This window comes from Arenimonas soli (genome assembly GCF_014643775.1).
In the GTDB taxonomy this organism is placed as follows: domain Bacteria; phylum Pseudomonadota; class Gammaproteobacteria; order Xanthomonadales; family Xanthomonadaceae; genus Arenimonas; species Arenimonas soli.
The window spans coordinates 1,159,041-1,182,225 of the sequence record NZ_BMKC01000001.1 but is presented as its reverse complement, the minus strand read 5'-3'; the positions used below and the strand labels follow the sequence as shown (position 1 = coordinate 1,182,225).

The window sequence follows — 23,185 nt, the reverse complement described above, 5'->3', positions numbered from 1 at the left end:
TTGCTCCACCTGTCCGGTGTAAACTCGCGCCCATGCCCCTGTTCCGCGTCCTGAGCCGTCTGTTGCTCGCCCTGGCCCTCGTGGCCGGCGGCGTGGCGCCCGGATTTGCCCAGGACATGCATCCGGAACCCCAGACGGCGATGCAGGCGCCCTGCCATGGCATGGACGGCGAACTGCTCGATGCGGCCCCTGAAGTTGCCGGCCACGGCGACTGCTGCGACGAAGGCGAGTGCCGCTGCGACTGCCTGCAGCACACCACGGCCAGCGTGATGGTCTTGCGCCAGCTGGCACCCCTGGTATCCGGTTCCCGGCTCGCACCGCTGGCCACGGCCAGCCACGCGCCGGCACGGACACTGCCAGCTACCCGACCTCCGATCGCCTGAGGCCCCTGGCGGGCACCCGTCCGCCGCGCCTGCTGCCGCCCGGCTGATACCGGGCAAGGTCCCTTCCCGGGACGTTTTCGGAGATTTCCATGATCACCCTGCCTTCCCGCGCCCTGCTGGCGCTGGTCCTGACATCCGCGCTTGCCGGCTGCGCCTCGCTGTCGCCGCAGCCGCGCAACGCGGACATCACCGAATTGCTTGCCGAACGCGGCGGCCCCGCCGTTGATTGGTCGGCCGTGGCCGGCACCGACGAAGAGGCCGAAAGCCTCGAGCGTTGGCTCTCCGAGCCCATGACCCTCGACGCCGCCACCCGCGTGGCGATGCTGCGCAGCCCGCGCCTGCGCGAACACTACGCCCGGCTGGGCCTGGCCCGCGCCGAGGTGCTGGAAGCGGTGGAGATCGAGAACCCGCGCCTGTCCTTCCAGCGCATGTCGATCGACGGCGGCGGCCACAACCGCACGACCGGCCTGTCGATGCCGCTGCTGGACCTGCTGCTGCTGCCTGCCAAGGCGCGACTGGCCGCCACCGATTACGACCGCGCGCGCTACGACGTGGCCGGCGCGGTGCTCGACACCGTCGCCGACGTCGAAGCGGCCTGGTACGCCTACGTCACCGCCCGCCAGGTCGCGGGCATGCGCGAGGCGGTCAGCGAAGCGGCCGAAGCCAGCGCCGAACTGGCCGGGCGTTTCCACGCCGCCGGCAACATCAGCGCCCTGCAACTGGCGCAGGAACAGGCCGCCGCCAGCCAGGCCTACATCGAAGCCCTGCAGGCACGCGCCGACGCGGGTCGCCACCGCCTCGCGCTGCACACCCTGCTGGGCCTGCGCGGCGAAGAAACAAACTGGGAAGCCAGCGATTCGCTGCCGCTGCCGGTTCCGGCGGAAGATGACCCGGAGCAGCTCGCCCGACTGGCCGGCGACGGCAACCTCGGCGTCCTGGCCGCACGCGCCGAGGCCGAGGTGCTGGCCGATGCGCTGGGGCTGACCCGCAAGCTGCGCTGGTTCGGCGGCAGCGAAATCGGCTACGAGCGTGAACGTGAAGCCGACGGCGCCCGCCTGCAGGGCCCGGAAATTTCGCTGGAGCTGCCGATCTTCAACCAGGGCCAGGCCAAGCTGGCCCGTGCCGAAGCCCGGCTGATGGAAGCGCTGGCGCGCGTGCAGCAGGCCGAGCTGGCGGCCGACAACGGCGTGCGCATGGGTGCGCAGACCGTGGCCGCGCTTCGCGACGTGGTGGACATCCACCGCCAGGCGCTGGTTCCCCAGCGCGAGGCCATCGTGGCGCGCCAGCAGGAGCGCCAGAACTTCATGCTGATCGGCGTGTTCGAGCTTATCCAGGCCAAGGTCGCCGAATACGATGCCTACCAGGCCTACCTGGAAGCCGTGCGCGACTACTGGCTGGCCCGCGTCGAGCTGGCCCGCCTGGTCGGCCGGCGCCTGCCCAGCGACGCCGGCATCGAGGCCCGCACGCCGTCGCTGGAAGAAATCCTCGGCCCGGGGGAAGCGCCGGCCATGGACCACTCGGCGCATGGAGGCATGGATCACTCTACGCACGAGGACGCCAAGCCCGCCGACGCGGAAGAAATGGACCACTCGATGCACGAAGGCATGGACCATTCGATGCACAAGGCCGCCAAGCCCGCCGAAGCGGAAGAAGCGGATCATTCGATGCACGAAGGCATGGACCACTCCGGTCACGACATGCCGGCGGACCCGGAGCCCGCCGACGTGCCCGAAAAGTCCGACGACGAAGCGCCATCCGATCAACACGACCACCACCACGGAGCCATTCCATGAGCCTGTCCCGACGCAAGCTGCTGATCGGCGCCGGTGCCGGCCTGGCCGGTGCCGCCGCCCTGCCCGCCCTCGCCCAGACCGCGCCGGCCGCGCGCACGGCGACCGAAAGCGCGCCGCCGGCGCGTCGGGCCCACGGCAAGGTGCGCACCCTCAATGGCTGGTCCCTGCCCCACCGCATGAACGGCGGCGTGAAGGAATTCCACCTGGTCGCCGAAGAGTTCGAACACGAGTTCGCGCCGGGCTCCAAGGCCGTGGTCTGGGGTTACAACGGCTCCACGCCCGGTCCGACCATCGAAGCGGTGCAAGGCGACCGCGTGCGCATCTACGTCACCAACCGCCTCAAGGAAGCCACCACCATCCACTGGCACGGCCTGATCCTGCCCAGCGGCATGGACGGCGTCGGTGGCCTGTCGCAGCCGCAGATCCAGCCCGGCGAGACCTTCGCCTACGAGTTCGACCTGGTCCAGCACGGCACCCACATGTACCACCCGCACGCCGACGAAATGGTGCAGCTGGCGATGGGCATGATGGGCCTGCTGATCATCCATCCGCGCGGCGGGGACCATGTCGATCGCGACTACGCGTTGCTGCTGCACAACTTCGCCCTGCACCCGGGCACCTACCGCCCGGACCCGTCGGTGATGCAGGACTTCGACCTGTGGACCTTCAATTCCAAGGTCTTCCCGGCGATCGAACCCATGGTGGCGCGCACCGGTGAACGCGTGCGCATCCGCGTGGGCAACCTGAGCATGTGGAACCACCCGATCCACTTGCACGGCGTGCAGTTCGAGGTGACCGGCAGCGACGGCGGCCGCTGGCCGAAGGCGCAGTGGCGCCGGGAAGTGACCGAAATCATCGGCGTCGGCCAGATGCGCGACATCGAATTCACCGCCGTGCCCGGTGACTGGGCCTTCCACTGCCACATGTCCCACCACACCATGGGGCCCATGGGCCACGAAATCCCCAACACCCAGGGCGTGGACCAGTCCGGCGTCGAGCAAAAGATCCGCAAGATGCTCCCGGGTTACATGGCCATGGGCCAGCACGGTATGTCCGAACACCAGGAACACACCGACAGCGGCCACATGAAGGGCCCCGAGAACACGCTGGCGATGATGGCCGGCAAGGGCCCGTTCGGGAACATCGAAATGGGCGGCATGTTCACCGTGGTCAAGGTGCGCGACGACATCGCGCCCGGCGATTTCAGCGACCCGGGCTGGTACGCCAACCCGCCCGGCACGGTCGCCCGCCGCGTCAGCAACGATCCCTCGTTCGGCGCCCCCGTGCGCCGCAAGAACACCTGAGAAGGAGAAACACCCATGAAGATTTTCGCCACTACCCTCGCCTTGGTCGCGCTGCTTTTCGCCGCGCCGCTGGCCGCGCAAACGGCCGCCAAGACGCCCGCCAACGCCAGCCCGGTGGACAACAGCCTGCCCCTGGTCACCGTGCACAAGAGCCCCTACTGCGGCTGCTGCAAGCTGTGGGTGGACCACATGCGTGCTGAAGGGTTCGAAGTGAAGGTCGTCGAGGCCGAGGACCTGGGTCCGGTGAAGCAGCGCGTCGGGATTCCGCCGGCCAAGGGCTCCTGCCATACCGCCGAAGTGGACGGGTACTTCGTCGAGGGCCATGTGCCGGCCGACGACGTCAAGCGCCTGCTGCGTGAGCGTCCCGAGGCCCGCGGGCTGACCGTGCCGGGTATGCCGGCTGGTTCGCCCGGCATGGAAATGCCGGACGGACGCGTGCAGCCTTACACCGTCGAGCTGATCACGCCCGACGGCAAAGCCAAGGCGTTCTCCAGCCACGGCGGCTGAGACGCGGGCTTGGCGGTCCAGGAACTCAGCACCCGTCCCCGGTTCCGTCGCCCAGGAACTACACGCCCCGGCAGCCCGGCAGGCGGCCGAGCATCGGCAGCGATTGCGTCGCGGCGATGGTGGCGTCAGCCGGCGGTGTCCGCGGCCAGGTGCGGCATGCGCCCGTCGCCGTAGCTGCGCACGACTTCGGAGATGACGATCTGGTAGCCCGCATACCAGCGCGCGTACTGGCGCTTGGCCTGAAGGTGGGCGGGATCGGTTGCGAAGGCCTGGAGCGAGTCGAGGTCGCGCCAATAGTAAGTTGCGCATCGACGTGCGCCGTCGCCGCTCTGCCAGGACTCGGCACCGACGAAACCCGGGTTGGCGCGCGCGACAGCGTCGATCTGTGCGTTGAGCTGGTGGAACTGGTCGTCGTACTGGGCGGGTAGCCAATGGAACGCTGCGATGTACATGGTCGTCTCGGTTGGGCGCCGGCTGCGCGCAGGATAAACCTGGCGCAGCGCAGCGCGAAGGGATCAGACGTGGCAGGTGCCGCAGCAGTGGTCGACGATTGCCTGACCCGGATCGGCCAGGCCGTCGGCAGGAACCGCACTGTAGCCGTGTGGGGCGAGGGTCGCGGCTACCGCGGCGGCGTCCAGGCCGCCGTCGAAGTCGACGGTGCCGGCCGCCAGGTTGACCGTCACCCGGGCATCCGGGTCCACGGCCAGCAGGGCCTGCGTGATGGTGATGACGCAGCGGCCGCAAGTGAGTGGGCTGACATTGAATTTCATGGCGTTCTCCAGTGTTTGTGGGAGCCGGCCGGGGGCCGGTACGGCCGCATCGTCCGGATTGCCCCGGGGGCAAGGTCAAGGTGCCTGTCGAGCCACTGGACAAGTCGGTTGACCTTGCCATGATGGGAAGCCCCAGCCTGCATCCACCCCTTGCAGGAGCCCTGCCATGAACACGATGTTGCCCAGCCCCCCCATCGACGCCGCGTCGCACTTCCGGTTTGGCGTGACCGGCATAACCTGTGCCTCATGCGTGGGCCGGGTTGAAAAGGCCCTGGCCCAGGTGCCGGGCGTACAGTCCGCCAGCGTCAATCTCGCCACGGAGACAGCCACCGTCGCCACCGACGGCAGCACCCCGGCCGCCGCCCTTGCCACCGCCGTGGAAAAGGCGGGCTACGGCGTGGCCATCGAGGAGATTTCCATGGCGATCCTCGGCATGACCTGCGCGTCGTGCGTGGGTCGGGTCGAGAAGGCCCTGGCGCGGGTGCCGGGCGTGCAATCGGCCAGCGTGAACCTCGCCACGGAAACCGCGCGCATCCAGGTCCTGCCCGGGACCTCCCGTGAATCGCTGGTGGACGCCATCGCCGGCGCCGGCTACTCCATCGCGGCCGACGATCCCCAGGCGGCCAGCAGCGTACCCGACGATGCCGCGGCGCCGGCGACGCCGCAGGCGCAGGCGGCCGACCGCGAACGCCGGCACCTGATCATCGCCGCCCTGCTCTCCCTGCCACTGGCGCTGCCCATGGTTGGCATGGCCTTCGACGCGCACTGGGCGCTGCCGGGCTGGTGGCAGCTGGCGCTGGCGACGCCGGTGCAGTTCTGGTTGGGTGCGCGCTTCTACAAGGCGGCCTGGAAAGCCCTCAAGGCCCGCACCGGCAACATGGACCTGCTGGTCGCGCTGGGCACCAGCGCCGGCTACGGCCTGTCGGTTTACCACCTGATCTTCACCCAGCCGCACCACGGCGAACCACCGCTGTATTTCGAGGCCTCGGCGGTGATCATCACGCTGATCCTGATGGGCAAGTGGCTCGAGGCCCGCGCCAAGCGCCAGACCACCGAAGCGATCCGGGCGCTGCAGGCGCTGCGGCCGACGACCGCTCGCGTGCGCCAGCCGGACGGGCGCGAAACGCAAATGCCCGTGTCGCAGGTGCGCGTCGGCGATGCCGTCGTCGTGCTGCCGGGTGAACGTTTCCCCGTGGACGGCGAAGTGCTCGAAGGCCGCAGCCACGCCGACGAATCCCTGATCAGCGGCGAATCGCTGCCGGTCCCGAAGGAATTCGGTGACCGGATCACCGGTGGCGCCGTCAATGGCGAAGGTCGCCTGCTCGTGCGCACGACCGCGGTCGGCGCCGAATCGGCGCTGGCGCGCATCATCCGCCTGGTCGAAGACGCCCAGGCCAAGAAGGCGCCGATCCAGCGCATCGTCGATCGCGTCAGCGCGGTGTTCGTGCCGGTGGTGGTGCTGATCGCGCTGGCCACGCTGCTGGGCTGGGGCCTGGCCACCGGCGACTGGACCAACGCCGTGCTCAACGCCGTCGCCGTGCTGGTCATCGCCTGCCCCTGTGCGCTGGGCCTGGCCACGCCGACGGCGATCATGGCCGGCACCGGCGTCGCGGCCAAGGCCGGCATCCTGATCAAGGACGCCGAGGCGCTGGAAACCACCCGCGGCCTGCGCACGATCGCCTTCGACAAGACCGGAACGCTCACCCTGGGTGCGCCGAAGCTGGCGGCGCTGCAGGCCGTGGACGGCGACGACAGCCGCCTGCTGTCGCTGGCCGCCGCCCTGCAGCAGGGAAGCGAACATCCCCTGGCCCGCGCCGTGCTGGAAGCGGCATCGGCCCGCGGTGATCTGCCGGCACCGGCGGTGGATACAGCGGTGCTGCAGGGTCGCGGCATCGAAGGCGCGGTGGCCGGCGAACACGTCGTGCTGGGCAGCGCACGGCTGATGCAGGAGCTGGGCGTCGAACCCGGCGTGTTGGCGCAAGTCGGCGACGAACAGGCCAGCCAGGGGCACTCGGTGTCATGGCTGGCCGCCGGCACCAGGCAGTCATTGCGCCTGGTCGGCCTGCTGGCCTTCGGTGACCCGCCGCGCCCGGAAGCCGCCGAGGCGATTTCCCTGCTCAAGGAACAGGGCATCCGCTCGGTCATGGTGTCCGGCGACAACGCCGGCGCCGCCCGCGCCGTCGCCGCGGCGCTGGGCATGGATCCGTCCGACGTGCGCGCCGACGTGCTGCCCGCCGACAAGGCCGACGTGGTGCGCGAGCTTTCCGCCGACGGCCCCGTGGGCATGGTCGGCGACGGCGTCAATGACGCCCCGGCGCTGGCCGCGGCGGCCGTGGGCTTCGCCATGGGCGGCGGCACCGATGTCGCCATGCACGCCGCCGGCATCACCCTGATGCGCGGCGACCCGCGCCTGGTTGCCGACGCCATCGACGTGTCCCGCCGCACCACCCGCAAGATCCACCAGAACCTGTTCTGGGCCTTCATCTACAACGTCGTCGGCATCCCGCTGGCCGCGGCTGGCCTGCTCGATCCCGTCGTCGCTGGCGCCGCCATGGCACTGTCGAGCGTCAGCGTCGTGTCCAACACCCTGCTGCTGCGGCGCTGGTCGCCGCATGCGCACCACTGATCCCGGGAGACGACCATGTCACGTCACGTCATTCGTCCTGAACTTTCCGAGGCCAAGGGCCAGGGCCTGCACAACATCGGCGAGGCCTCGGCCCTGACCGGCGTGTCGGCGAAGATGATCCGGCACTACGAATCCACCGGTCTTATCCCGCCGGCCAGCCGCACGTTCGCCAATTACCGGCTGTACAACGACGCCGACCTGCATCGCCTGCGTTTCATCAAGCGCGCACGCACGCTGGGGTTTTCCATGAAGCAGATCGAGCAGCTGCTCGGCCTGTGGTCCAACCCGGGGCGCAGCAGCGCGGAGGTCAAGCAGCTGGCGCTGGTGCACGCACGGGACCTGTCCCAGCGGATCGCCGAGATGCAGGCGATGCAGCGCACGCTCGAAAGACTGGCGCAACATTGCCACGGCGACGATCGCCCCGACTGCCCTATTCTCGACGACCTGGCGGCCGGGGAAATGTAGGGGCCTGTCGCCGGGGCGGGGTCAGGCTGGCAGGTTCTCGTAGCGCCAGGCACCGGGCGCGGGAAGCGCCTGGGCGGCCTGCACGCTGATCCGGGCGCCGGGCCAGGCGGCCAGCGCCAGCACGCCTTGCCCCGGCAGGTCCCACAGCCAGGCTTCGGCGGAGGCGGGGTCGGCTTCGCGCGCCTGCATGCGCCGGGCGCGTGATGGCTGCAGGCCTTCCCCGCTTCGTTTGCCGAAGGCTTCCTTCAGGCTCCAGGTGGACAGGAACTGCCGGACCCGCTGGTCGGCCGGAGCGTTTTCGAGGCCAAGACACTCTTCCGGCGAAAACGTGAAGCCGGCCAGTGCCGCCAGGTCGCGCGGGCGGCCGGGGTATTCCAGGTCCAGGCCCACCGGCTGGTTCGCCACGGCGACAGCGACGAAGCCGCCGCTGTGGCTTATCGACGCCGACAGGCGAAGCTTGCGATGGCGGAGCGACGGCTGGCCCCGTTCGTCGTTCTGCAATTGCCAGTCGGCGGCCGCGCCGCCCCGGCAGCGTGCGGCCAGGTCGCGCACCAGCCAGTGCCCGGCCAGGAACTGGCGCCGCCGCAGCGGCGCCGTGATCTTGTCCAGTCGCTCGCGCTCGTCGGCGACCAGCCAGTCGAGGCCAACCGTGGCCAGCGACTCGATCGCTTCCAGCGCGGCCAGTTCGACGTGGCAGTCGGCCATTGCGCGGAATCAGCGCGAAACCGTGGCGTAGGTGCCCTTGAGGGCCACGCCGGCCATGATCGCCCCGGCCGCGCATTCGTACTGCGTGGGGCTGGAGAATTCCTGCTTCTTGTAGTTGCTGGTGATGTCCACCACCGCGTTGGCACCCTGCGAACGCGCCTGGTCCTGCATCGCCACCAGCACGCTCATCAGCACCCAGCGGCAGGCTTCTTGGTCGCTCTTGTTGAGCGCATTGGTCTTGCGGTTGGAGTTGGCCGCGCCGTGCCGCTTGCTGATGGCCGGGGTGGCCGCGCCAGCCAGGTGGAAACTGACCGATCCATCGAGCGTGCCGTCGGCCAGCCCCGACTTCACGGCTTCGGCGAAGTCCAGGTGCAGGCGCGAATCCCGCGCCTCGGCGGTCGTGGTGGCCAGGGCGGCGAGCAGGAACATCGGGGCGAGCAGCTTCATCAGGCGGGGTCTCCTGTGGTTGGTCAGTCGTGCCAGCGGCGCAGCACCAGCGAGGTGTTGATGCCGCCGAAGGCGAAGTTGTTGCTCATCGCGTAGTCGGTTTCCAGCAGGCGGCCGTTGCCGGTGATGTAGTCGAGCCGGCCGCAGCGCGGGTCGACGTTGCGAAGATTCAGGGTCGGGTGGAACCAGCCCTCGCGCATCATCTCGAGCGTGACCCAGGCCTCGAGCGCGCCGCAGGCACCGAGGGTGTGGCCGGTGTAGCTCTTGAGTGAACTGATCGGCATGCGCTCGCCGAATACGTCGTTGGTGGCGGTGGTTTCGGCGATGTCGCCGTGGCCGGTGGCGGTGCCGTGGGCGTTGACGTAGCCGATGGCGTCCGGTGCCAGCCCGGCATCGTCCAGGGCCAAACGCATCGCTTCGGCCATGGTTGCGGCGTTGGGCTGGGTGACGTGCTGGCCGTCGCTGTTGGTGCCGAAGCCGACGATCTCGGCGTGGATGCGGGCGCCGCGGGCCCGGGCGTGTTCCAGGTCTTCCAGCACCAGGGTGCAGGCGCCCTCGCCCACCACCAGGCCGTCGCGGTCGGCGTCGAAGGGGCGCGGCGTCAGCTCCGGGGTGTCGTTGGCGTTGCTGGTGGCGAACAGCGTGTCGAAGACGGTGGCGGCGGTGACGTCCAGTTCTTCGGAGCCGCCGGCCAGCATGGCCACCTGCCTGCCGGCGCGAATGGCTTCGTAGGCGTAGCCGATGCCCTGGCTGCCCGAGGTGCAGGCGCTGGACGTGGTGACGATGCGGCCGGTGATGCCGAAGAACACTCCCATGTTCACCGGCGCGGTGTGGCTCATCATCTTGATGTAGGTGGTGGCGTTGATGTACTGCGTGTTGAGCTCGGCCAGCATGCGGCCGAAGTCGCTCATCGACGACGGCGTGCCGGCGGAGCTGCCGTAGGAGATGCCGACCTTGCCCGACTGCAGCAGCGGGTCGCCCAGCAGGCCGGCATCGGCCAGCGCCCGTTCGCTCGCCAGCGTCGCCAGCAGCGCCACCCGCCCCATGCTGCGCGTGGTCTTGCGGTTGTAGTGCGCGGGCAGCTCGAAGTCGGCGGCCGGCACGCCCAGGCGGGTGTTGAGGCCACGGTACTTGCCCCAGTCGTCGAAGCGCTGCACGGCGTTGCGGCCCGACTTCAGGTGCGCCAGCACCGACGGCCAGTCGTGGCCCAGCGGGCTGATCGCGCCGCGGCCGGTCACGACCACGCGGTGGTCCATGGTGTGCCGGCTCACAGCATGCCCCCGTTCACCGATATCACCTGGCGGGTCACGTAGGACGCGTCGTCGGACATCAGGAAGGACACCACGGCGGCGACCTCGTCGACCGTGCCCACGCGCCGCAGCGGCACCATCTTCAGGGCTTCCTCGCGGATGCTTTCGTCCAGCATTTCCGTGTCGACCAGGCCCGGGGCCACGCAGTTGACGGTGATCTCGCGCTTGGCCAGTTCCAGCGCCAGCGCCTTGCTGGCGCCGATGATGCCGGCCTTGGCGGCGCTGTAGTTGGTCTGGCCGCGATTGCCGGCCAGGCCCGACACCGACGACAGGGTGACGATGCGCCCCGGTTTGCGACGCCGCACCATCGGCATCACCACCGGCTGGAGCACGTTGTAGAACGCGTCGAGGTTGGTGTGCACCACCGCGTCCCAGTCTTCGCCGGGCATGGCCGGGAAGGCGCTGTCGCGGGCGATGCCGGCGTTGCAGACGACGCCGTGGTAGGCGCCGTGGGTTTCGATGTCGGCGGCCAGCGCTTCGGCGCAGGCGGCGCGGTCGGCGACGTCGAAACACAGCACGCGGGCCTCGCGGCCGAGTTCGCGCGCCAGCGCCGCGACCTCCTCGGCCTGGCCGCGCTGGCTGCGGCAGTGCACGACCAGGTCGAAGCCGTCGCGGGCCAGGCGCAGGGCGATGCCGCGGCCGATGCCGCGGCTGGCGCCGGTGATCAGGACGGTACGGGCGTTCATTCGGTTGTTCTTCCCAGGTAGGCGTCGGGGTCGGGCGGCTCGAAGACCGAGACGTTGGCGACGGCGATTTCATCGTCGCCGTCGAGGATGCGGCAGGCGAACATGCCCAGGCCGTTGTCGCCCATCAGTTCGCGGCGCGCCTCGATGCGCAGGCGGGTGCCGACGGCCAGCTCCGGACGCCGGCTTTCGTATCGGCGCGTGCCCAGCAGGAAACCCGGGCTGACGGGCCTGCCTTTCGCCAGCGCCTGGCCGCCGGCCCAGGCCGCGATGCACTGGGCCATGTATTCGATGCCGACCCAGGCCGGCACGCCGGCACCGTCGAGGAAGGGATGGTCGTCGCGCACCACGGCCTCGGCCACGGCACTTTCGCCGTCGCAGGCGACGATGCGTTCAAGCCAGAGCATGCCGCCGCGATGCGGCACCAGGCGTTCCACGGCGGCGCGCACGGCCTCGTTCATGCCGCCTCCAGCACCAGCGCGGCGTTGGATCCGCCGAAGGCGAAGGACTGGCTGAGCACCCGGCGCGGTGCATGCAGCGCGCGCGTGCCGGGCGCCACCAGGTGGATCGCCGGGAATTCAGGGTCGACGGCGCCGTCCCACCAGTGCGGCGGCAGGTGGCGCCCCGGGTTGCGGGCCAGGGTGATCCAGGCGATGGCCGCTTCGATGGCACCGGCGGCGCCCAGGGTGTGGCCGGTCAGCGCCTTGGTTGAACTGCAGGGCGTGCCGGCGCCGAACACCCGCGCCATCACCCGGGCTTCCATCGCGTCGTTCTGCGGCGTGGCGGTGCCGTGCAGGTTCACGTAGTGAATGTCGCCCGGTTCCAGGCCGGCGCGCTGCAGGGCGGCGCGGATCGCGCGCTCGGGCCCCTGCCCCTCCGGCTCCGGCGCCGACATGTGGTGGGCATCGGAGCTTTCGCCCCAGCCCGACAGGCGCACCGGACCTTCGTCGCGGCTCACCACGAACAGCGCCGCGCCCTCGCCGATGTTGATTCCGCAGCGATTTCGGGAGAACGGCAGGCAGCGCGCCGCCGACACCGAACCGAGCGCGCTGAACCCCGCCACCGTGAATTCGCACAGCGAATCGGCGCCACCTGCGACCACGGCATCGGCAAGCCCGGCATTGATCAGGCGCGCGGCCGAGGCCAGGGCCTTGGCGCTGGACGAACACGCCGTCGAAATCACGTGCGCCGGCCCGGTCAGGCCCAGCCGGCTGGCGACGAATCGCGCCGGCATGCCCATTTCCTGCTGGGTGTAGTGGAAAGAATCCGGCCAGCGGCCGTTGGCCAGGTAGGCGCGATGCGCGGCTTCGCTTTCACCCACGCCCGAGGTGCTGGTGCCCAGCACCACCGCCACGCGCGAGGCGCCGTGGCGCGCAACCAGGCGCTCGACGGCCGGGCGGATCGGCGCCAGGGCCAGCTCCAGCAAGGCGTTGTTGCGGCCGCGCAGGGGCACCTCGAGCGCGGCCAGCGAAGGCAGTTCACCCGGCACGCGGCCGATGGCCAGCGGTCGTCCCGGGCTTGCGAGGTCGCTTTCGACCAGCCCGCCGGGGGCATCCGCGGCGAACAGGTTGGCGGCCACGGTTTCAAGGTCGGCGCCCAGCGCGCAGGCCATGGCCAGTTCATTGAGGAAGACCGGCTTCATGGGTGCACCGGCACGGAGCGGATGTGCAGGCGATAGCCTTCGCGAAGGTTTTCCAGGCGTGCCGCGCTGTCGCCGGTGGGGTGAACGGTCGCGACCACGTCGCCCTGGTGGACCAGGGTGCGCACGCCCTGCCCTTCGTGCAGCTGCCAGCCCGCCGGCAACGCCTGGTTGATGGCATCGGCCGGCCAGTACACCAGCTGCAGGTCGGCGAGCACGCGCTGCGCGGACAAGGCGTCCGGCAGCTGTTCGGCGCGGTCCTGCTGCAGCGCCTTGCCGTCCCAGGCCAGCCGCAGCAGCACCTGGCCCTGCCGGTGCAGCACGATGCGCACGACATGGGCGTCGGCTTCCACCAGCGCATCGACGGTATCGCGGCGTTCGCCGTGTTCGAAAACCAGCCTCTGCTCCAGTGCCAGCGTGCCGCCCAGTGCCGCGGGCGACAGCGCCAGCGCCGGCATGGCACTGGCCGGCGCACGCGTCGCCTGGGGGGCACAGCCCGCCATCACGGCCGCCAGCAGCAGGACGATCAGGCCGCGCACAGCTGCTCCAGCACGCCCAGTCGCCGTTTGGAATCGGCGACGTAGGGGTTGGACGTGTCCCAGGCGTAACCGGCGAGTATCGAGCAGATCATTTCGCGGATCGCGGGGTTGGCGTTCTCGTGGAAGATGATCTTCTGGAAACCGCCGGCGTACCAGCTTTCGACGAAGGTCCGGAAGGTGTCCACGCCCGCGCGCAGCGGGCGGCCGTACTCGGCCTCCCAGTCGACGGTCTCGCCGCCGAACTGGCGCGCCAGGCAGGCGGCGGCCAGGCTGGCCGACTTGAAGGCGATGGTGACGCCCGAGGAGAACACCGGGTCCAGGAACTCGCCGGCATTGCCCAGCAGCGCGTAGTTGCGGCCCCAGAGCGAATCGACGTTGGCCGAATAGCCTACGATCTGCCGCGCCGGCATCGACCACTGCGCGTTGGCCAGCAGCGTGGAAAGCCCGGGATCTTCGCCGACGATGGCCTGCAGGCGTTCGGTTTCGCTGCCTTCGTACCTGGCCAGGTAGGACTGCTCAGCCACCACGCCGAGCGAACAGGTGCCGTTCGAAAACGGGATGGTCCAGTACCAGACGTCGTGGTGACGCGGATGCACGGTGATCAGGATCTTGTTGCGGTCGAAGCCGGCGGCGCCCGGGGTGATGCCGTCGCGCACATGGGTGAAGATGGCGCCACGCACCGGGAACCGGGACGGACGTTCGAGGTCGAGCAGGCGCGGCAGGATGCGCGCGAAACCGCTGGCGTCGAGCAGGAAGTCGGCGACCACCTCGTAGGTTTCACCTTCCGGCGAACGCACGCTGACCCGGGGTTTGTCGCCGCTGACATCGACGGCCAGCACTTCGTGTTCGAAGCGCAGTTCGGCGCCGGTGCGTTCGGCTTCGCGCGCCAGCACATGGTCGAATTCGGCGCGCTGCACCTGGTAGGTGGTGCCCCAGCCGAGGCTGGATTTTTGCCGGAAGTCGAAGGTGGTGCTGCGGCCATCGTGGGCGAAGGCGGCGCCGTTCTTGTGCTGGAAGCCGGCCTCGACCACGGCGCGCAGCATGCCGGCCTGCTCCAAGTATTCCATGGACTGGGGCAGCAGGCTTTCGCCGATGGAAAAACGCGGGAAACGCTGCTTTTCCAGCATCAGCACCTGTCGTCCCTGCTGGCGCAGCAGCGCGGCGGCGACCGAACCGGCCGGGCCGGCGCCGACGATCAGTACCTGGGTGGTTTCGGTGCGGGCAGTCATCGGGGCAGTCTCGCAGGTCGGATTCAATGGGCCAATGCGCCGGGTTCGCGGCGCATGCGGAAACAGGGGGAAAGCAGCCAGACCAGGCCGATGCCCATCAGCAGGCTCAGGCCGAAGCTGTGCAGGGCCGGGGTGGCCGACAGCGCCAGCAGGCCGAAGGCCAGCGTGGTGCTGGCCGCGCCCAGCGAAACCGCCAGCCAGCTGGCCGGGTCGTCGTCGTGTTCAAGCAGGAAGATGCCGTAGTCGATGCCAAAGCCCAGCAGGAGCAGCTGGGCCAGCACGCCGAACAGGTCCAGCGGCACGCCCAGCCAGCCCAGCAGGCCCAGGCTGGTGGCGCCGGCCAGCGCGGTCGGCAGCAGGGCCCGCCAGGCGCGGCGGCGGAAGCGCAACGCCAGGGCCAGGCCGACGGCGGCGTAGGCGGCGAACACCAGGCCGCCCATCATGCGCCGGTAGTGCGACAGCAGGTCCGAATACGCGGCGGTGCGGTCCACCCAGCGCACGTGCGGCGAATCCGCCGCCACGCCTGCCAGCGAAGCGACCGACGCCGGCGCCAGGCCTTCGAGCAGCACGATTGTGGCCCAGCGGCCGTCCTGCTCGCCCAGCCAGAGCGGACGCAGCGGCAGCGACGCCGACGCGGCCAGCCAGGTGTCCGGCTGCAGGGTCCGCGCAGGTGCCGGCGCGAGCACCAGGTTTTCTTCCAGGACGTCCGAGGCCAGCGCGAGCGCGGCGGCGTCCGCGGCCTCGCGCAGCGCCGCGTCGCCCGCCTGCCGCGCCTGCGAAGGCAGGAAATCGGACACGGCGCGCCAGCCGCTCAGCACGCCTTGTTGGCGCAGGCCGGCAAGCTGGTCGACCAGGCCTTCTTCGGCGCGCAGCAGCGCTTCGGGCGTTGGCCCCTGCACCAGGAAATACTGCGCGGGGCTGGGCAGGGACAACAGGCGCGCGGTGTCGCGCTCGCCGGCCACCAGCGCCGCCGGCGAGGCCTGCAGGCTGCGCAGGTCGTCGCGCACCTGCAGCTGCCACAGTCCAGCGAGGATGCCGGCCGCCAGCAGCACCGCCAGCGCCAGGCCGGCCAGCCCGCGCGGCCAGCGCGGCCAGCGCGCCAGGCTCGCGGCCACCGCCCGGCTGAAGGCGCTCGGTCGCGGCGACTGCCGGTCGAGGAAGGGGAACCAAAGCACGACGGTAAGGAAGGCCGCTGTGAGCCCGGCCGCGGAAAACACCGCCATCTGCCGCAGCCCGGGAAATGGCGCGATCGCCAGCGTCAGGTAGGCCAGCACGCTGGTGGCCAGCGCCAGCGAAAGGGCCGGCAGCAAGCGTCGCATCAGCGGCCGCGGCGGCGACTGGTCCTGCTGGCGGCTGGCGAAATAGTGGATGCCGTAGTCCTCGGCCACGCCGACCAGGCTGGCGCCGAACACCAGGGTCAGCAGGTGCACCTGGCCAAACCACCAGGCGGTAACGGCGACGCCGGCGGCAACACCGACCACCAGCGAAACACCCACCAGCAGGATCGGCCGCAGGCTGCGGAAGGCCAGCCAGACCAGCAGCAGCACGGCGGCCAGCGAACCCAGGCCGATGGTGGCGACTTCCCGGCTCGCCTGCGCCGCCGCGGCTTCGGCGTGCAGCGGAACCCCGGCCTGCAGGCGCTGCAGGGGCTGGCCGGCGGCGGCTTCGGCCGCGGCATGGGCGCGCTCGAGCGCCAACTGCAGATGGCGTTCGCCGTCCAGCGCGAAGGGCGAACCGATATGTTCGAAACGTTGCACGACCCAGTGCCGGTCCGCCTCTTCGATGGCCAGCAAGCCGTCGCGGGGCACCGGCCCCTGCCCTGCCCGCGCCTGCCACCAGTCGAGTTCCAGGCCGAGCGGATCGGCGGCCCAGCCCGGCGCCGATCCCGGCGCGAACAGTCGCGCCAGCGCCTGCCGGCCCAGCGTGGCCGGATCGGTGTCCGACAGCCGCTGCCGCTGCTCGCGGGTCAGCAGTCCGCGCTGGTAAGGCGCGTAGGCCGACATCGCCGCGTCCGCCGCGCCGTCGTCGGCCAGCGCGGTCAGGCGAGGGTCCTCGTGCAGGCTGGCGCTGAACGCCTCGGCGCCGCGCCGCAGCGTGGCCCAGTCCGCGTGGCCCAGCAGCACGACCAACTGGCGGGTTCCGCCCTCGGCCAGGCGGGCATTGGCCTGCGCCAGGCGGGGGTCTTCGTGCGCGCCCGGCAGCAGCGCCAGCACGTCGCTGTCGAGCCGGCCCTCGCGCCAGAATCCGGCCTGCTGCCAGGCCAGCGCGCCAACGGCGACCAGCCAGGCCAGGGCCAGCCAGGCCCAGGCGCGCGGACGACGGGCTTCAGTCAAAACGGGCCACCTCGGCCGGGCTGGGCAAGGCCGGTTCGCTCGACAGCTCGAGCAGGCTCACCCGGGTGGTGTCGCCGCCGGCTTCCTCGATCAGCACTTCGCGCACGTGGCGGTCGCCGCTGAGTTGGAAACGGGCGAACACCCGCTGCAGCGCCGGTTCGCGGGGCTTGAGTTCAAGCTGCCAGGTGCCGTCGTCGAGCAGGGATTCTTCGATGTCGAAACGTTCCGCCAGCACGTCCAGGTCGCCGGCCACCAGGGCCATCAGCAGGCTGGCGGTGGCGCTGGCCGCCGGGCCGTCGGCGGCATCGAGCAGGGTCTGCCGGCTGCCGTCGGGCAGTTCGCTGGTCAGCTTGTCGCGGGTCAGCACCGCGCTGGAGGCGAAGGGTTCGGTGGTGTCCCAGGCGATGCCGCGCTCGCGCACCAGCAGCATCCGGCCCGCCGAACGCAGCGGGTTGCGGAAACCCTCGAGGTGTTTTTCCTGTTCGAAACGCCCGCGCAGGACCTCGGGTTGTTCCATGCGGGCGCGCACGCCGGGCAGCGCTTCGTCGCCGCGCGCCGCGGCCGGCGCCTGCGCCAGGCCGGCGGCCAGGAACAGCAGGGCGAACCAGCGCCGCATCACGTCGCCTTCCCCAGTCGCTCGAGCAACGCATTGGGCGAGGCAAAGCACATCTCGCCGGTGGCCACGTCCACGGCCACCTGGATGCTGGTGGCGCGCGTGAGCACCTCGCCGGTGTCGGCATCGCGCACCTGGTAGTCGATCTTCAGGCGGTTTTCCCACTCCACCAGCGTTGCCCGCACCACCAGCGACTGCCCGTAGCGCGCCGAACGCACGTACTTGGCGCGCAGGTCGACGATGGGCCAGGCGAAGCCCGAGGCCCGCATCTGCGGATAGTCGTAGTCGAATGACTGCAGCAGCGCGCAGCGCGCCAGCTCGAAGTATTTGACGTAGTGGCCGTGCCAGACCACTTCCATCGGATCGATGTCGTGGAAGGCCGGGGTGAGCGCCACTTCGGCGCTGAACTCAGTCTTCATACAGGCTCCAGGCGCGGTCGCGGATGGCCTGGATCAACTGCCGTAGCTCGCCGTCCAGGGCACGGTCTTCAACGACCAGCGGCACGCGCCGGCCCAGGTCCACCAGCATTTCTTCCGGGGCCGCGGAAAGGCCGGTGTCGCGCTCCAGCGCACGCCGCAGCGCCACGCCCTGGCGCGCCGTCACCAGCAGCGCCGCCGTCACCTGTTCGGTGAGTTCGATGATGCGCAGGCAGTCGCGGGCGGCGATGGTGCCCATGCTCACCTTGTCCTGGTTGTGGCATTCGGTGGAGCGCGAGAACACCGAGGCCGGCATGGTCAGCTTCAGGGCCTCGGCAGTCCAGGCCGAAGCGCTGATCTGCAGCGCCTTGAGGCCATGGTTTAGCGCGGCGCGGTCGCCCGAGGCCGCCGACAGGTTGGCCGGCAGGCCGTGGTTGTAGCGTGCGTCCACCAGCAGCGCCATCTGCCGGTCCAGCAGGTCGGCCAGGTTGGCGACCGCATTTTTCATGCAGTCCATGGCGAAGGCGATGTGGCCACCGTAGAAGTGGCCGCCGTGCAGCACCATTTCCTGGGCGGCATCGATGATGGGGTTGTCGTTGGCGCTGTTGAGTTCGTTTTCGATGTTGGCGCGCAGCCAGGGCAGCGCGTCTTCGAGCACGCCGATCACGTGCGGGGCGCAACGCAGCGAATAGCGGTCCTGGATGCGCAGTTCGTTGCGCGGCGGCCGGTCGGAGGCCAGGTCCTGGCGCAGCCGCGCGGCGACCCGCTGCTGGCCCGGGTGCGGCTTGACCGCGAACAGGGCCTGGTCGAAATGGTGGGCATTGCCGTCGCTGGCCAGCACGTTGAAGGCGGTGATGCGCGTGGCCAGGCGGCCCAGGTAGTCGGCGCGCCGCCAGGCCAGGCAGGCCAGCGCGGTCATCACGGCGGTGCCGTTCATGATCGCCAGGCCTTCCTTGGGCCGCAGCTTCAGCGGCGCCAGGCCGTGTTCGGCCAGGGCTTCGGCGGCCGGACGGATGCGGCCGCGGTGGCTGACTTCGCGTTCGCCGCACAGCACGGCGGCAACGTAGGAAAGCGGAGTCAGGTCGCCGCTGGCGCCAACCGAACCTTCCGCCGGGATCAGCGGCAGGATGTCGTGCTCGAGCAGGGCCTGCAGCTGGCGCAGCAGGCCCAGGCTGACCCCCGACATGCCCTGCGACAGCGACGCCAGCCGCGCCACCAGCACGGCCCGGGTCTCTTCGGGGTCCAGGAAGCGGCCCAGGCCAACGCCGTGGTAGGTGTACAGGCGATGCGGCAGTTCGGCGACCTGGGCCGGCGGAATGACCACCGTGCACGAATCGCCGTAGCCGGTGCTGACGCCATACACGGCGCCGTCCTCGGCGATCAGGCGGTCGACGAACTCGGCCCCGCGATTGATGCGTCCCTGGAAGCCGGCGTCGTCCGACAGGCGGCAGCGGGCATCGCCGCGGGCCAGGTCGGCCACGTCCTCGATGCGCAGCGGGCTGCCGTCGATGTCGATCGGACGCGGGTCAGTCATCACGCTTGCCATGGGGGCTGGGTTCCCAAAACGGATAGAAGTTGAACCAGTCATACGGGGATTCTCGCAGCCGCGCCGCCATCCAGTCGGCAAATCGCGCCGCGTGTTCATCCAGGCCCGCCTGCCGGTCCTGCCTGGGCAGGGCCACCCGCGCGGTCATGAATTCGATGCGGGCATGGTAGCCCTCGCCTTCGTGCTGGCAGGACAGCAGCCAGACCGGGCAGCGCAGTACGGCGGCCATCAGGTAAGGGCCGGCCGGCAGCTCGGCCTCGTGGCCCAGGAAGTTCGCCCGGGCGATGCGGTCGCCGGCCACCGGCACGCGGTCGCCGGCGATGGCGATGAACTCGCCGGCCGCGACCCGGTCGGCCAGCATCATGGCGGTGGCGGGCGAAAAGTCGCCCACCTGCAGCAGGCGCACGTTGGCCTCGGGATTGATGCGGTCGAGGATCTGGTTGAAGCGCTGCGCGTTGGCGGTGTGCACCAGGATCGAGACCCGCAGGCCTTCGCGCCAGGTGGCGGCCACCTGCATCAGTTCCAGGCAGCCCATGTGCGCGGTGACGATGATGCCGCCCTGCCCTTCGCGCGACGCTGCCAGCATGGGTTGGTAGCCGGTGAAGCGGACGCGCTCGCGCGGGATGCGGCCGCCGATGGCCAGCATCTTGTCGAGCAGGGTCTCGGCGAAAAAAGTGAAGTGGCGCAGGCTGGCGCGCCAGCCTGGCCGCCGGGCGAACAGGCCCGGTTCGGCGGCATGCAGGCGCCGCAGGTACTCGAGCGAACTGCGGCGCGCCAGCGGGCTGCCCAGCCAGTAGGCCAGCACCACCGGGTACAGGCAGGCCAGGAAGGGCCAGCGACCCAGCGCACGGTGCACGCCGTAGAGCAGCCAGGTGCCGCCGACGAAGGTCGATTCACCCACCTCGGCCCAGTGATGCGAGCGCATCAGCCGCGCACCTTGCGGGCCAGCAGCCGCGGCAGGCGCCAGAGCATGCCGAAGAACAGCCGCGTGTGCATGGCGGTGATGCGCACGTTATCGCGCAGCATCCGGAAGTGCGAGACCCCGTGTTCCGGGTAGGTCACCCGCGTCGGGCAGTCGCGCACGTCCAGGCCCTGCCAGTACAGGCGCACCAGGATCTCGGTGTCGAAATCCATGCGCGTGCCGATGTGTTCGCGATCGAGCAGCGCCAGGGTCGACGCCAGCGGATACACCCGGAACCCGCACATCGAATCGCGGATCGCCAGCGACAGCGTGTTGATCCAGACCCAGACGTGGCTGGCGTAGCGGCCGTAGAGCCGCGCCCGGGGCACCGAGTCGTCGTAGATCGGGCGGCCGTTGACGACGGCGCCCGGCGCTTCCCGCGCCATCGCCAGGAAGCGTGGCACGTCGCGGGCGTCGTGCTGGCCGTCGGCGTCGATCTGCAGCGCGTGGCTGTAGCCGCGGCGCCCGGCTTCGCGCAGGCCGGCCATCACCGCCGCGCCCTTGCCCTGGTTGTGGTCGAGGCGAAGCAGCGACACCTCGTCCGGGGACTCCGCGGCCAGGCGGGCCAGCAGCGCGGCGCACTCCGGGCCGGAACCGTCGTCCACCAGCAGGCAGGGGGCGCCCAGGCCGCGCAGGGTCTGCACCAGGCCCTCGATGGCCTGCGGGTGGTCGAAGACCGGCACGACCACCAGCGGCGAAAATTCCTGGCTCATGTGCCCTGCTCCGCCCGGAAGCGCAGCCGGCCGCTGGCGTGCACGCCGGTTTCGGAGCTGAAACGGAAGCCCAGCTGTGCCTTCGCGGCCTGCCAGGTCAGTTCGACGTCGAGCCGGTCGCCGGGGCGCACCAGGTGCTGGAACTTCACCGCGTCCATGCCTTCGAAGCCCCCCTCGATCGCAAAGGCCTGCCGGCCCAGGCGGTTCGCCCAGTCCAGCAGGGCCACGCCCGGCAGGATGGCGGCTTCGGGGAAGTGGCCGTCGAACACCGCCAGGCCCGGGTCCACGTCCAGCTGCAGGCGCACGCGCGCCGCGCTTCGTTCCTGCCAGGCGGGTGTGGGCATGTGCGGGCGGAACAGCGCCAGCAGGTCACGCTGCGGCATCTTGCCGCGGGCGTCGATGGGCAGCGCGTCGAGGAAACGCCAGCGCCGGGGCCAGGCGATCGGATCGACCCGGCCGCCCAGCGACTCGCGCAGGCGGTTGGCCAGGGCCGCCCGCCCTTCGGCGTCCAGCAGGGCCTGGCCTTCATGCGACGGCACGATCGCCGCGCCCAGCAGAATCCGGTGCCCCGGCAAGGGGACGACCCGTGCCTCGGTGACCCAGGAAGCATCGATCAGTGCCGCTTCGATGGCTTCGAGCGAGACGCGGCGCTCTTCGATCTTGACGATGCGGTCGGCGCGCCCGAGCAGCACGAAACCGCCCAGCGGCGACGCTTCGGCGCGGTCCTGCGTGGCCAGCCAGTGATCGTGGCCCAGGTGCGGCGACTGCAGGTGCAGGCGGCCCTGCTCGATGCGCCAGCGCACGCCCGGCAGGGCCTGCCAGGGCGCCTGCTCGCCGCCGGGGGCGCGCCAGGCGACCCCGCCGGTTTCCGTGCTGCCGAATACTTCGATCGCGGCCTGGCCCCAGAGCCGGCGCACCTCCAGCGCCGCGTCGGGCGGCAGCGGTCCGCCCGAAGAGAACACCGCCCGCAGGCCGCCGGCCAGGCCCGACCAGTCCTGGTTCGCCGGCAGCCGCTTGAGGTGCGCGGGGCTGGCGACCAGCGCCACCGGCGTCTTGCCCAGGGCGGTCAGTTGTTCGTTGAAGGCCAGCCGCCGCGGCGCGAAGGTTCGCCCTGACGACAGCGGCCACAGCACCCGGAACAGCAGGCCATAGATGTGCTGGTGCGAAACCGTGCCCTGCACCTGGGCCTTGCCCAGCCGCGGGCCGAAGGCGCTCTCCAGGGCTTCCACCTCGCGGTCGAGTTGTTCCAGGGACTTGCTGATCGCACTCGGTTCACCGGTGGAACCGGAGGTGTACAGCACCAGTCGGCAGCTTGCAGGATCCAGGGCGGTCAAGGTCGCCGGGTCGCCGGGGGCATCGGCCGAAAGTGCCCCGGGCAGGTCGCCCAGGCGCAGGCTTGCCTGCGTGGCGAGGCGTTCGAGCGTGGCCGGCAGCATGTCGCCCGGCAGCCAGGGCGTGCGCCCCGCCTGCCAGGCGCCGAACAGGGCGGCGGAGAACTCGCCCGCGTCTTCGGTGAACAGGGCCACGTCGCCCGGGGGCACGGCGGCCAGGGCCTGGCGCCAGGCGGCAACGCGTGCCAGCCAGTCCGGCGCCCGCAGGCCCGGCACGATCTCGCGTTCGCCGGGCAGACGGCCCGGTTGGCAAAGGCATGCCAGCGGCAGCCGCACGTCAGGGCTCATGGCGCGGGCGCAGCAGGCGTTCGCCCAGGACCAGGGCGCCGATCAGCAGGTAGGCGATCAGGCCGTTGTACAGCGCCCAGGTGGCGTCGGAGGCCGCCAGGGCCGTCCACAGGGCGATGCCGCCATTGACCAGGAAGAACCCGCACCAGACCTGGGTGACCCGGGTGACGTAAGGGATGGCTTCCGGCGGCAGGTCCGGTTGCTGGAGGCGGGCCAGGCGTTCGATGACGGTCGGCGGGCGCCACAGGCTGGTGGCGAACACGCCCAGCAACGCCAGGTTCACCAGCACCGGGTAAAGCTTGAGCGGCAGGCCGTCATTGGCCAGGAAGCTGGCCAGCACCAGCAGGCCGGCGCCGGCGGCCGCCACGCGCCAGATCGCATCGGGCGACGCCAGGGCCCTCAGGCCGGCCACCAGCAAAAGCAGCAGGGCGACCCAGCGCGCTTCCCAGTGGGCCAGGCCAAACCAGACGGCTAGCGGGTACAGCAGGGTCGCCAGCCAGGCCAGGCCGGTCGCGGCGCGCATG

General features: G+C 70.6%; 24 protein-coding genes. 6 read left to right on the top strand and 18 right to left on the bottom strand.

The window, feature by feature from the left end; translation table 11 throughout:
* Positions 1-32 precede the first annotated feature (32 nt).
* From IEX13_RS05740 to IEX13_RS05725, 4 genes are all read left to right on the top strand, one after another.
* Positions 33-383 (top strand): CopL family metal-binding regulatory protein, encoded by a 351-nt coding sequence (locus IEX13_RS05740; protein ID WP_188662117.1) that lies wholly within the window; start codon positions 33-35, stop codon positions 381-383.
* 89 nt (positions 384-472) lie between these two features.
* On the top strand, positions 473-2,176 hold the full coding sequence (locus IEX13_RS05735) for a TolC family protein (RefSeq protein ID WP_188662115.1): 1,704 nt from the start codon (positions 473-475) through the stop codon (positions 2,174-2,176).
* Complete coding sequence (locus tag IEX13_RS05730; RefSeq protein ID WP_229668464.1) at positions 2,173-3,480, top strand: multicopper oxidase family protein; 1,308 nt, start codon at positions 2,173-2,175, stop codon at positions 3,478-3,480. The genes IEX13_RS05735 and IEX13_RS05730 overlap by 4 nt, the downstream gene beginning before the upstream one ends.
* Positions 3,481-3,495: 15 nt before the next feature.
* The gene (locus IEX13_RS05725) at positions 3,496-3,987 is read left to right on the top strand and encodes a DUF411 domain-containing protein (RefSeq protein ID WP_188662113.1); all 492 of its coding nucleotides are present in this window, start codon (positions 3,496-3,498) and stop codon (positions 3,985-3,987) included.
* Between the two features lie 125 nt (positions 3,988-4,112).
* Here IEX13_RS05725 and IEX13_RS05720 read toward each other — a convergent pair whose 3' ends face one another.
* Complete coding sequence (locus IEX13_RS05720; RefSeq protein ID WP_188662111.1) at positions 4,113-4,439, bottom strand: antibiotic biosynthesis monooxygenase family protein; 327 nt, start codon at positions 4,437-4,439, stop codon at positions 4,113-4,115.
* A 63-nt stretch (positions 4,440-4,502) separates the two neighbouring features.
* The gene (locus IEX13_RS05715) at positions 4,503-4,757 is read right to left on the bottom strand and encodes a heavy-metal-associated domain-containing protein (RefSeq protein WP_188662109.1); all 255 of its coding nucleotides are present in this window, start codon (positions 4,755-4,757) and stop codon (positions 4,503-4,505) included.
* Positions 4,758-4,923: 166 nt separating this feature from the next.
* On the opposite strand from IEX13_RS05715, the gene IEX13_RS05710 reads away from it, so the two are divergent.
* Both IEX13_RS05710 and cueR read left to right on the top strand, forming a co-directional pair.
* Positions 4,924-7,383 carry a heavy metal translocating P-type ATPase gene (locus tag IEX13_RS05710; protein ID WP_188662107.1) on the top strand — a complete coding sequence of 820 codons (2,460 nt, stop codon included), beginning with the start codon at positions 4,924-4,926 and terminating at the stop codon, positions 7,381-7,383.
* 15 nt (positions 7,384-7,398) lie between these two features.
* Entirely contained in the window at positions 7,399-7,848 is a 450-nt protein-coding gene (gene cueR, locus IEX13_RS05705; protein ID WP_188662105.1) for a Cu(I)-responsive transcriptional regulator, read from the top strand.
* Positions 7,849-7,869: 21 nt separating this feature from the next.
* Here cueR and IEX13_RS05700 read toward each other — a convergent pair whose 3' ends face one another.
* The 16 genes from IEX13_RS05700 to IEX13_RS05625 are packed head-to-tail and all read right to left on the bottom strand — an operon-like array spanning position 7,870 to position 23,184.
* Positions 7,870-8,553 (bottom strand): 4'-phosphopantetheinyl transferase family protein, encoded by a 684-nt coding sequence (locus tag IEX13_RS05700; protein ID WP_188662103.1) that lies wholly within the window; start codon positions 8,551-8,553, stop codon positions 7,870-7,872.
* A gap of 9 nt (positions 8,554-8,562) precedes the next feature.
* Positions 8,563-9,000 carry an excinuclease ATPase subunit gene (locus IEX13_RS05695; RefSeq protein ID WP_188662101.1) on the bottom strand — a complete coding sequence of 146 codons (438 nt, stop codon included), beginning with the start codon at positions 8,998-9,000 and terminating at the stop codon, positions 8,563-8,565.
* 23 nt (positions 9,001-9,023) lie between these two features.
* Positions 9,024-10,256, bottom strand: coding sequence for a beta-ketoacyl-ACP synthase (locus IEX13_RS05690; protein ID WP_188663033.1), 1,233 nt, complete (start codon positions 10,254-10,256; stop codon positions 9,024-9,026).
* Between the two features lie 11 nt (positions 10,257-10,267).
* On the bottom strand, positions 10,268-10,996 hold the full coding sequence (gene fabG, locus IEX13_RS05685; RefSeq protein ID WP_188662099.1) for a 3-ketoacyl-ACP reductase FabG2: 729 nt from the start codon (positions 10,994-10,996) through the stop codon (positions 10,268-10,270).
* A complete protein-coding gene (locus IEX13_RS05680) occupies positions 10,993-11,454 on the bottom strand; it encodes a hotdog family protein (protein ID WP_188662097.1) in 462 nt (153 codons plus the stop codon). The genes fabG and IEX13_RS05680 overlap by 4 nt, the downstream gene beginning before the upstream one ends.
* A complete protein-coding gene (locus IEX13_RS05675) occupies positions 11,451-12,635 on the bottom strand; it encodes a beta-ketoacyl-ACP synthase (RefSeq protein ID WP_188662095.1) in 1,185 nt (394 codons plus the stop codon). Before IEX13_RS05675 ends, IEX13_RS05680 begins: the two co-directional genes overlap by 4 nt.
* Positions 12,632-13,171, bottom strand: a complete 540-nt coding sequence (locus tag IEX13_RS05670) for a DUF3261 domain-containing protein (RefSeq protein WP_188662093.1) — start codon at positions 13,169-13,171, stop codon at positions 12,632-12,634. Before IEX13_RS05670 ends, IEX13_RS05675 begins: the two co-directional genes overlap by 4 nt.
* A complete protein-coding gene (locus IEX13_RS05665) occupies positions 13,159-14,400 on the bottom strand; it encodes an NAD(P)/FAD-dependent oxidoreductase (RefSeq protein WP_188662091.1) in 1,242 nt (413 codons plus the stop codon). The genes IEX13_RS05670 and IEX13_RS05665 overlap by 13 nt, the downstream gene beginning before the upstream one ends.
* 23 nt (positions 14,401-14,423) lie before the next feature.
* Positions 14,424-16,733, bottom strand: a complete 2,310-nt coding sequence (locus IEX13_RS05660; protein WP_188662090.1) for an MMPL family transporter — start codon at positions 16,731-16,733, stop codon at positions 14,424-14,426.
* Positions 16,726-17,349, bottom strand: a complete 624-nt coding sequence (locus IEX13_RS05655) for an outer membrane lipoprotein carrier protein LolA (protein ID WP_188662088.1) — start codon at positions 17,347-17,349, stop codon at positions 16,726-16,728. Before IEX13_RS05655 ends, IEX13_RS05660 begins: the two co-directional genes overlap by 8 nt.
* Positions 17,349-17,765, bottom strand: a complete 417-nt coding sequence (locus IEX13_RS05650; protein WP_188662086.1) for an acyl-CoA thioesterase — start codon at positions 17,763-17,765, stop codon at positions 17,349-17,351. The genes IEX13_RS05655 and IEX13_RS05650 overlap by 1 nt, the downstream gene beginning before the upstream one ends.
* A complete protein-coding gene (locus IEX13_RS05645) occupies positions 17,755-19,299 on the bottom strand; it encodes an HAL/PAL/TAL family ammonia-lyase (protein ID WP_425489002.1) in 1,545 nt (514 codons plus the stop codon). Before IEX13_RS05645 ends, IEX13_RS05650 begins: the two co-directional genes overlap by 11 nt.
* A complete protein-coding gene (locus IEX13_RS05640; RefSeq protein WP_188662082.1) occupies positions 19,289-20,233 on the bottom strand; it encodes a lysophospholipid acyltransferase family protein in 945 nt (314 codons plus the stop codon). The genes IEX13_RS05645 and IEX13_RS05640 overlap by 11 nt, the downstream gene beginning before the upstream one ends.
* Positions 20,233-20,982 carry a glycosyltransferase family 2 protein gene (locus tag IEX13_RS05635; RefSeq protein ID WP_188662080.1) on the bottom strand — a complete coding sequence of 250 codons (750 nt, stop codon included), beginning with the start codon at positions 20,980-20,982 and terminating at the stop codon, positions 20,233-20,235. Before IEX13_RS05635 ends, IEX13_RS05640 begins: the two co-directional genes overlap by 1 nt.
* On the bottom strand, positions 20,979-22,661 hold the full coding sequence (locus tag IEX13_RS05630; protein WP_188662078.1) for an ApeI family dehydratase: 1,683 nt from the start codon (positions 22,659-22,661) through the stop codon (positions 20,979-20,981). Before IEX13_RS05630 ends, IEX13_RS05635 begins: the two co-directional genes overlap by 4 nt.
* Positions 22,651-23,184: a COG4648 family protein gene (locus tag IEX13_RS05625; protein ID WP_188662076.1), complete on the bottom strand. Its 534-nt coding sequence runs from the start codon at positions 23,182-23,184 to the stop codon at positions 22,651-22,653. The genes IEX13_RS05630 and IEX13_RS05625 overlap by 11 nt, the downstream gene beginning before the upstream one ends.
* Position 23,185 lies beyond the last annotated feature (1 nt).

Bases quoted from the DNA above. Each gene is read 5' to 3' on its own strand.
- IEX13_RS05710 (WP_188662107.1), top strand. From the start codon at position 4,924: ATGAACACGATGTTGCCCAGCCCCCCCATCGACGCCGCGTCGCACTTC.
- IEX13_RS05720 (WP_188662111.1), bottom strand. From the start codon at position 4,439: ATGTACATCGCAGCGTTCCATTGGCTACCCGCCCAGTACGACGACCAG.
- IEX13_RS05625 (WP_188662076.1), bottom strand. From the start codon at position 23,184: ATGCGCGCCGCGACCGGCCTGGCCTGGCTGGCGACCCTGCTGTACCCG.
- IEX13_RS05740 (WP_188662117.1), top strand. From the start codon at position 33: ATGCCCCTGTTCCGCGTCCTGAGCCGTCTGTTGCTCGCCCTGGCCCTC.
- IEX13_RS05735 (WP_188662115.1), top strand. From the start codon at position 473: ATGATCACCCTGCCTTCCCGCGCCCTGCTGGCGCTGGTCCTGACATCC.
- IEX13_RS05695 (WP_188662101.1), bottom strand. From the start codon at position 9,000: ATGAAGCTGCTCGCCCCGATGTTCCTGCTCGCCGCCCTGGCCACCACG.
- IEX13_RS05630 (WP_188662078.1), bottom strand. From the start codon at position 22,661: ATGAGCCCTGACGTGCGGCTGCCGCTGGCATGCCTTTGCCAACCGGGC.
- IEX13_RS05650 (WP_188662086.1), bottom strand. From the start codon at position 17,765: ATGAAGACTGAGTTCAGCGCCGAAGTGGCGCTCACCCCGGCCTTCCAC.
- IEX13_RS05640 (WP_188662082.1), bottom strand. From the start codon at position 20,233: ATGCGCTCGCATCACTGGGCCGAGGTGGGTGAATCGACCTTCGTCGGC.
- fabG (WP_188662099.1), bottom strand. From the start codon at position 10,996: ATGAACGCCCGTACCGTCCTGATCACCGGCGCCAGCCGCGGCATCGGC.
- IEX13_RS05680 (WP_188662097.1), bottom strand. From the start codon at position 11,454: ATGAACGAGGCCGTGCGCGCCGCCGTGGAACGCCTGGTGCCGCATCGC.
- IEX13_RS05715 (WP_188662109.1), bottom strand. From the start codon at position 4,757: ATGAAATTCAATGTCAGCCCACTCACTTGCGGCCGCTGCGTCATCACC.
- IEX13_RS05665 (WP_188662091.1), bottom strand. From the start codon at position 14,400: ATGACTGCCCGCACCGAAACCACCCAGGTACTGATCGTCGGCGCCGGC.
- IEX13_RS05675 (WP_188662095.1), bottom strand. From the start codon at position 12,635: ATGAAGCCGGTCTTCCTCAATGAACTGGCCATGGCCTGCGCGCTGGGC.
- IEX13_RS05635 (WP_188662080.1), bottom strand. From the start codon at position 20,982: ATGAGCCAGGAATTTTCGCCGCTGGTGGTCGTGCCGGTCTTCGACCAC.
- IEX13_RS05690 (WP_188663033.1), bottom strand. From the start codon at position 10,256: ATGGACCACCGCGTGGTCGTGACCGGCCGCGGCGCGATCAGCCCGCTG.
- IEX13_RS05700 (WP_188662103.1), bottom strand. From the start codon at position 8,553: ATGGCCGACTGCCACGTCGAACTGGCCGCGCTGGAAGCGATCGAGTCG.
- IEX13_RS05730 (WP_229668464.1), top strand. From the start codon at position 2,173: ATGAGCCTGTCCCGACGCAAGCTGCTGATCGGCGCCGGTGCCGGCCTG.
- cueR (WP_188662105.1), top strand. From the start codon at position 7,399: ATGTCACGTCACGTCATTCGTCCTGAACTTTCCGAGGCCAAGGGCCAG.
- IEX13_RS05655 (WP_188662088.1), bottom strand. From the start codon at position 17,349: ATGCGGCGCTGGTTCGCCCTGCTGTTCCTGGCCGCCGGCCTGGCGCAG.
- IEX13_RS05725 (WP_188662113.1), top strand. From the start codon at position 3,496: ATGAAGATTTTCGCCACTACCCTCGCCTTGGTCGCGCTGCTTTTCGCC.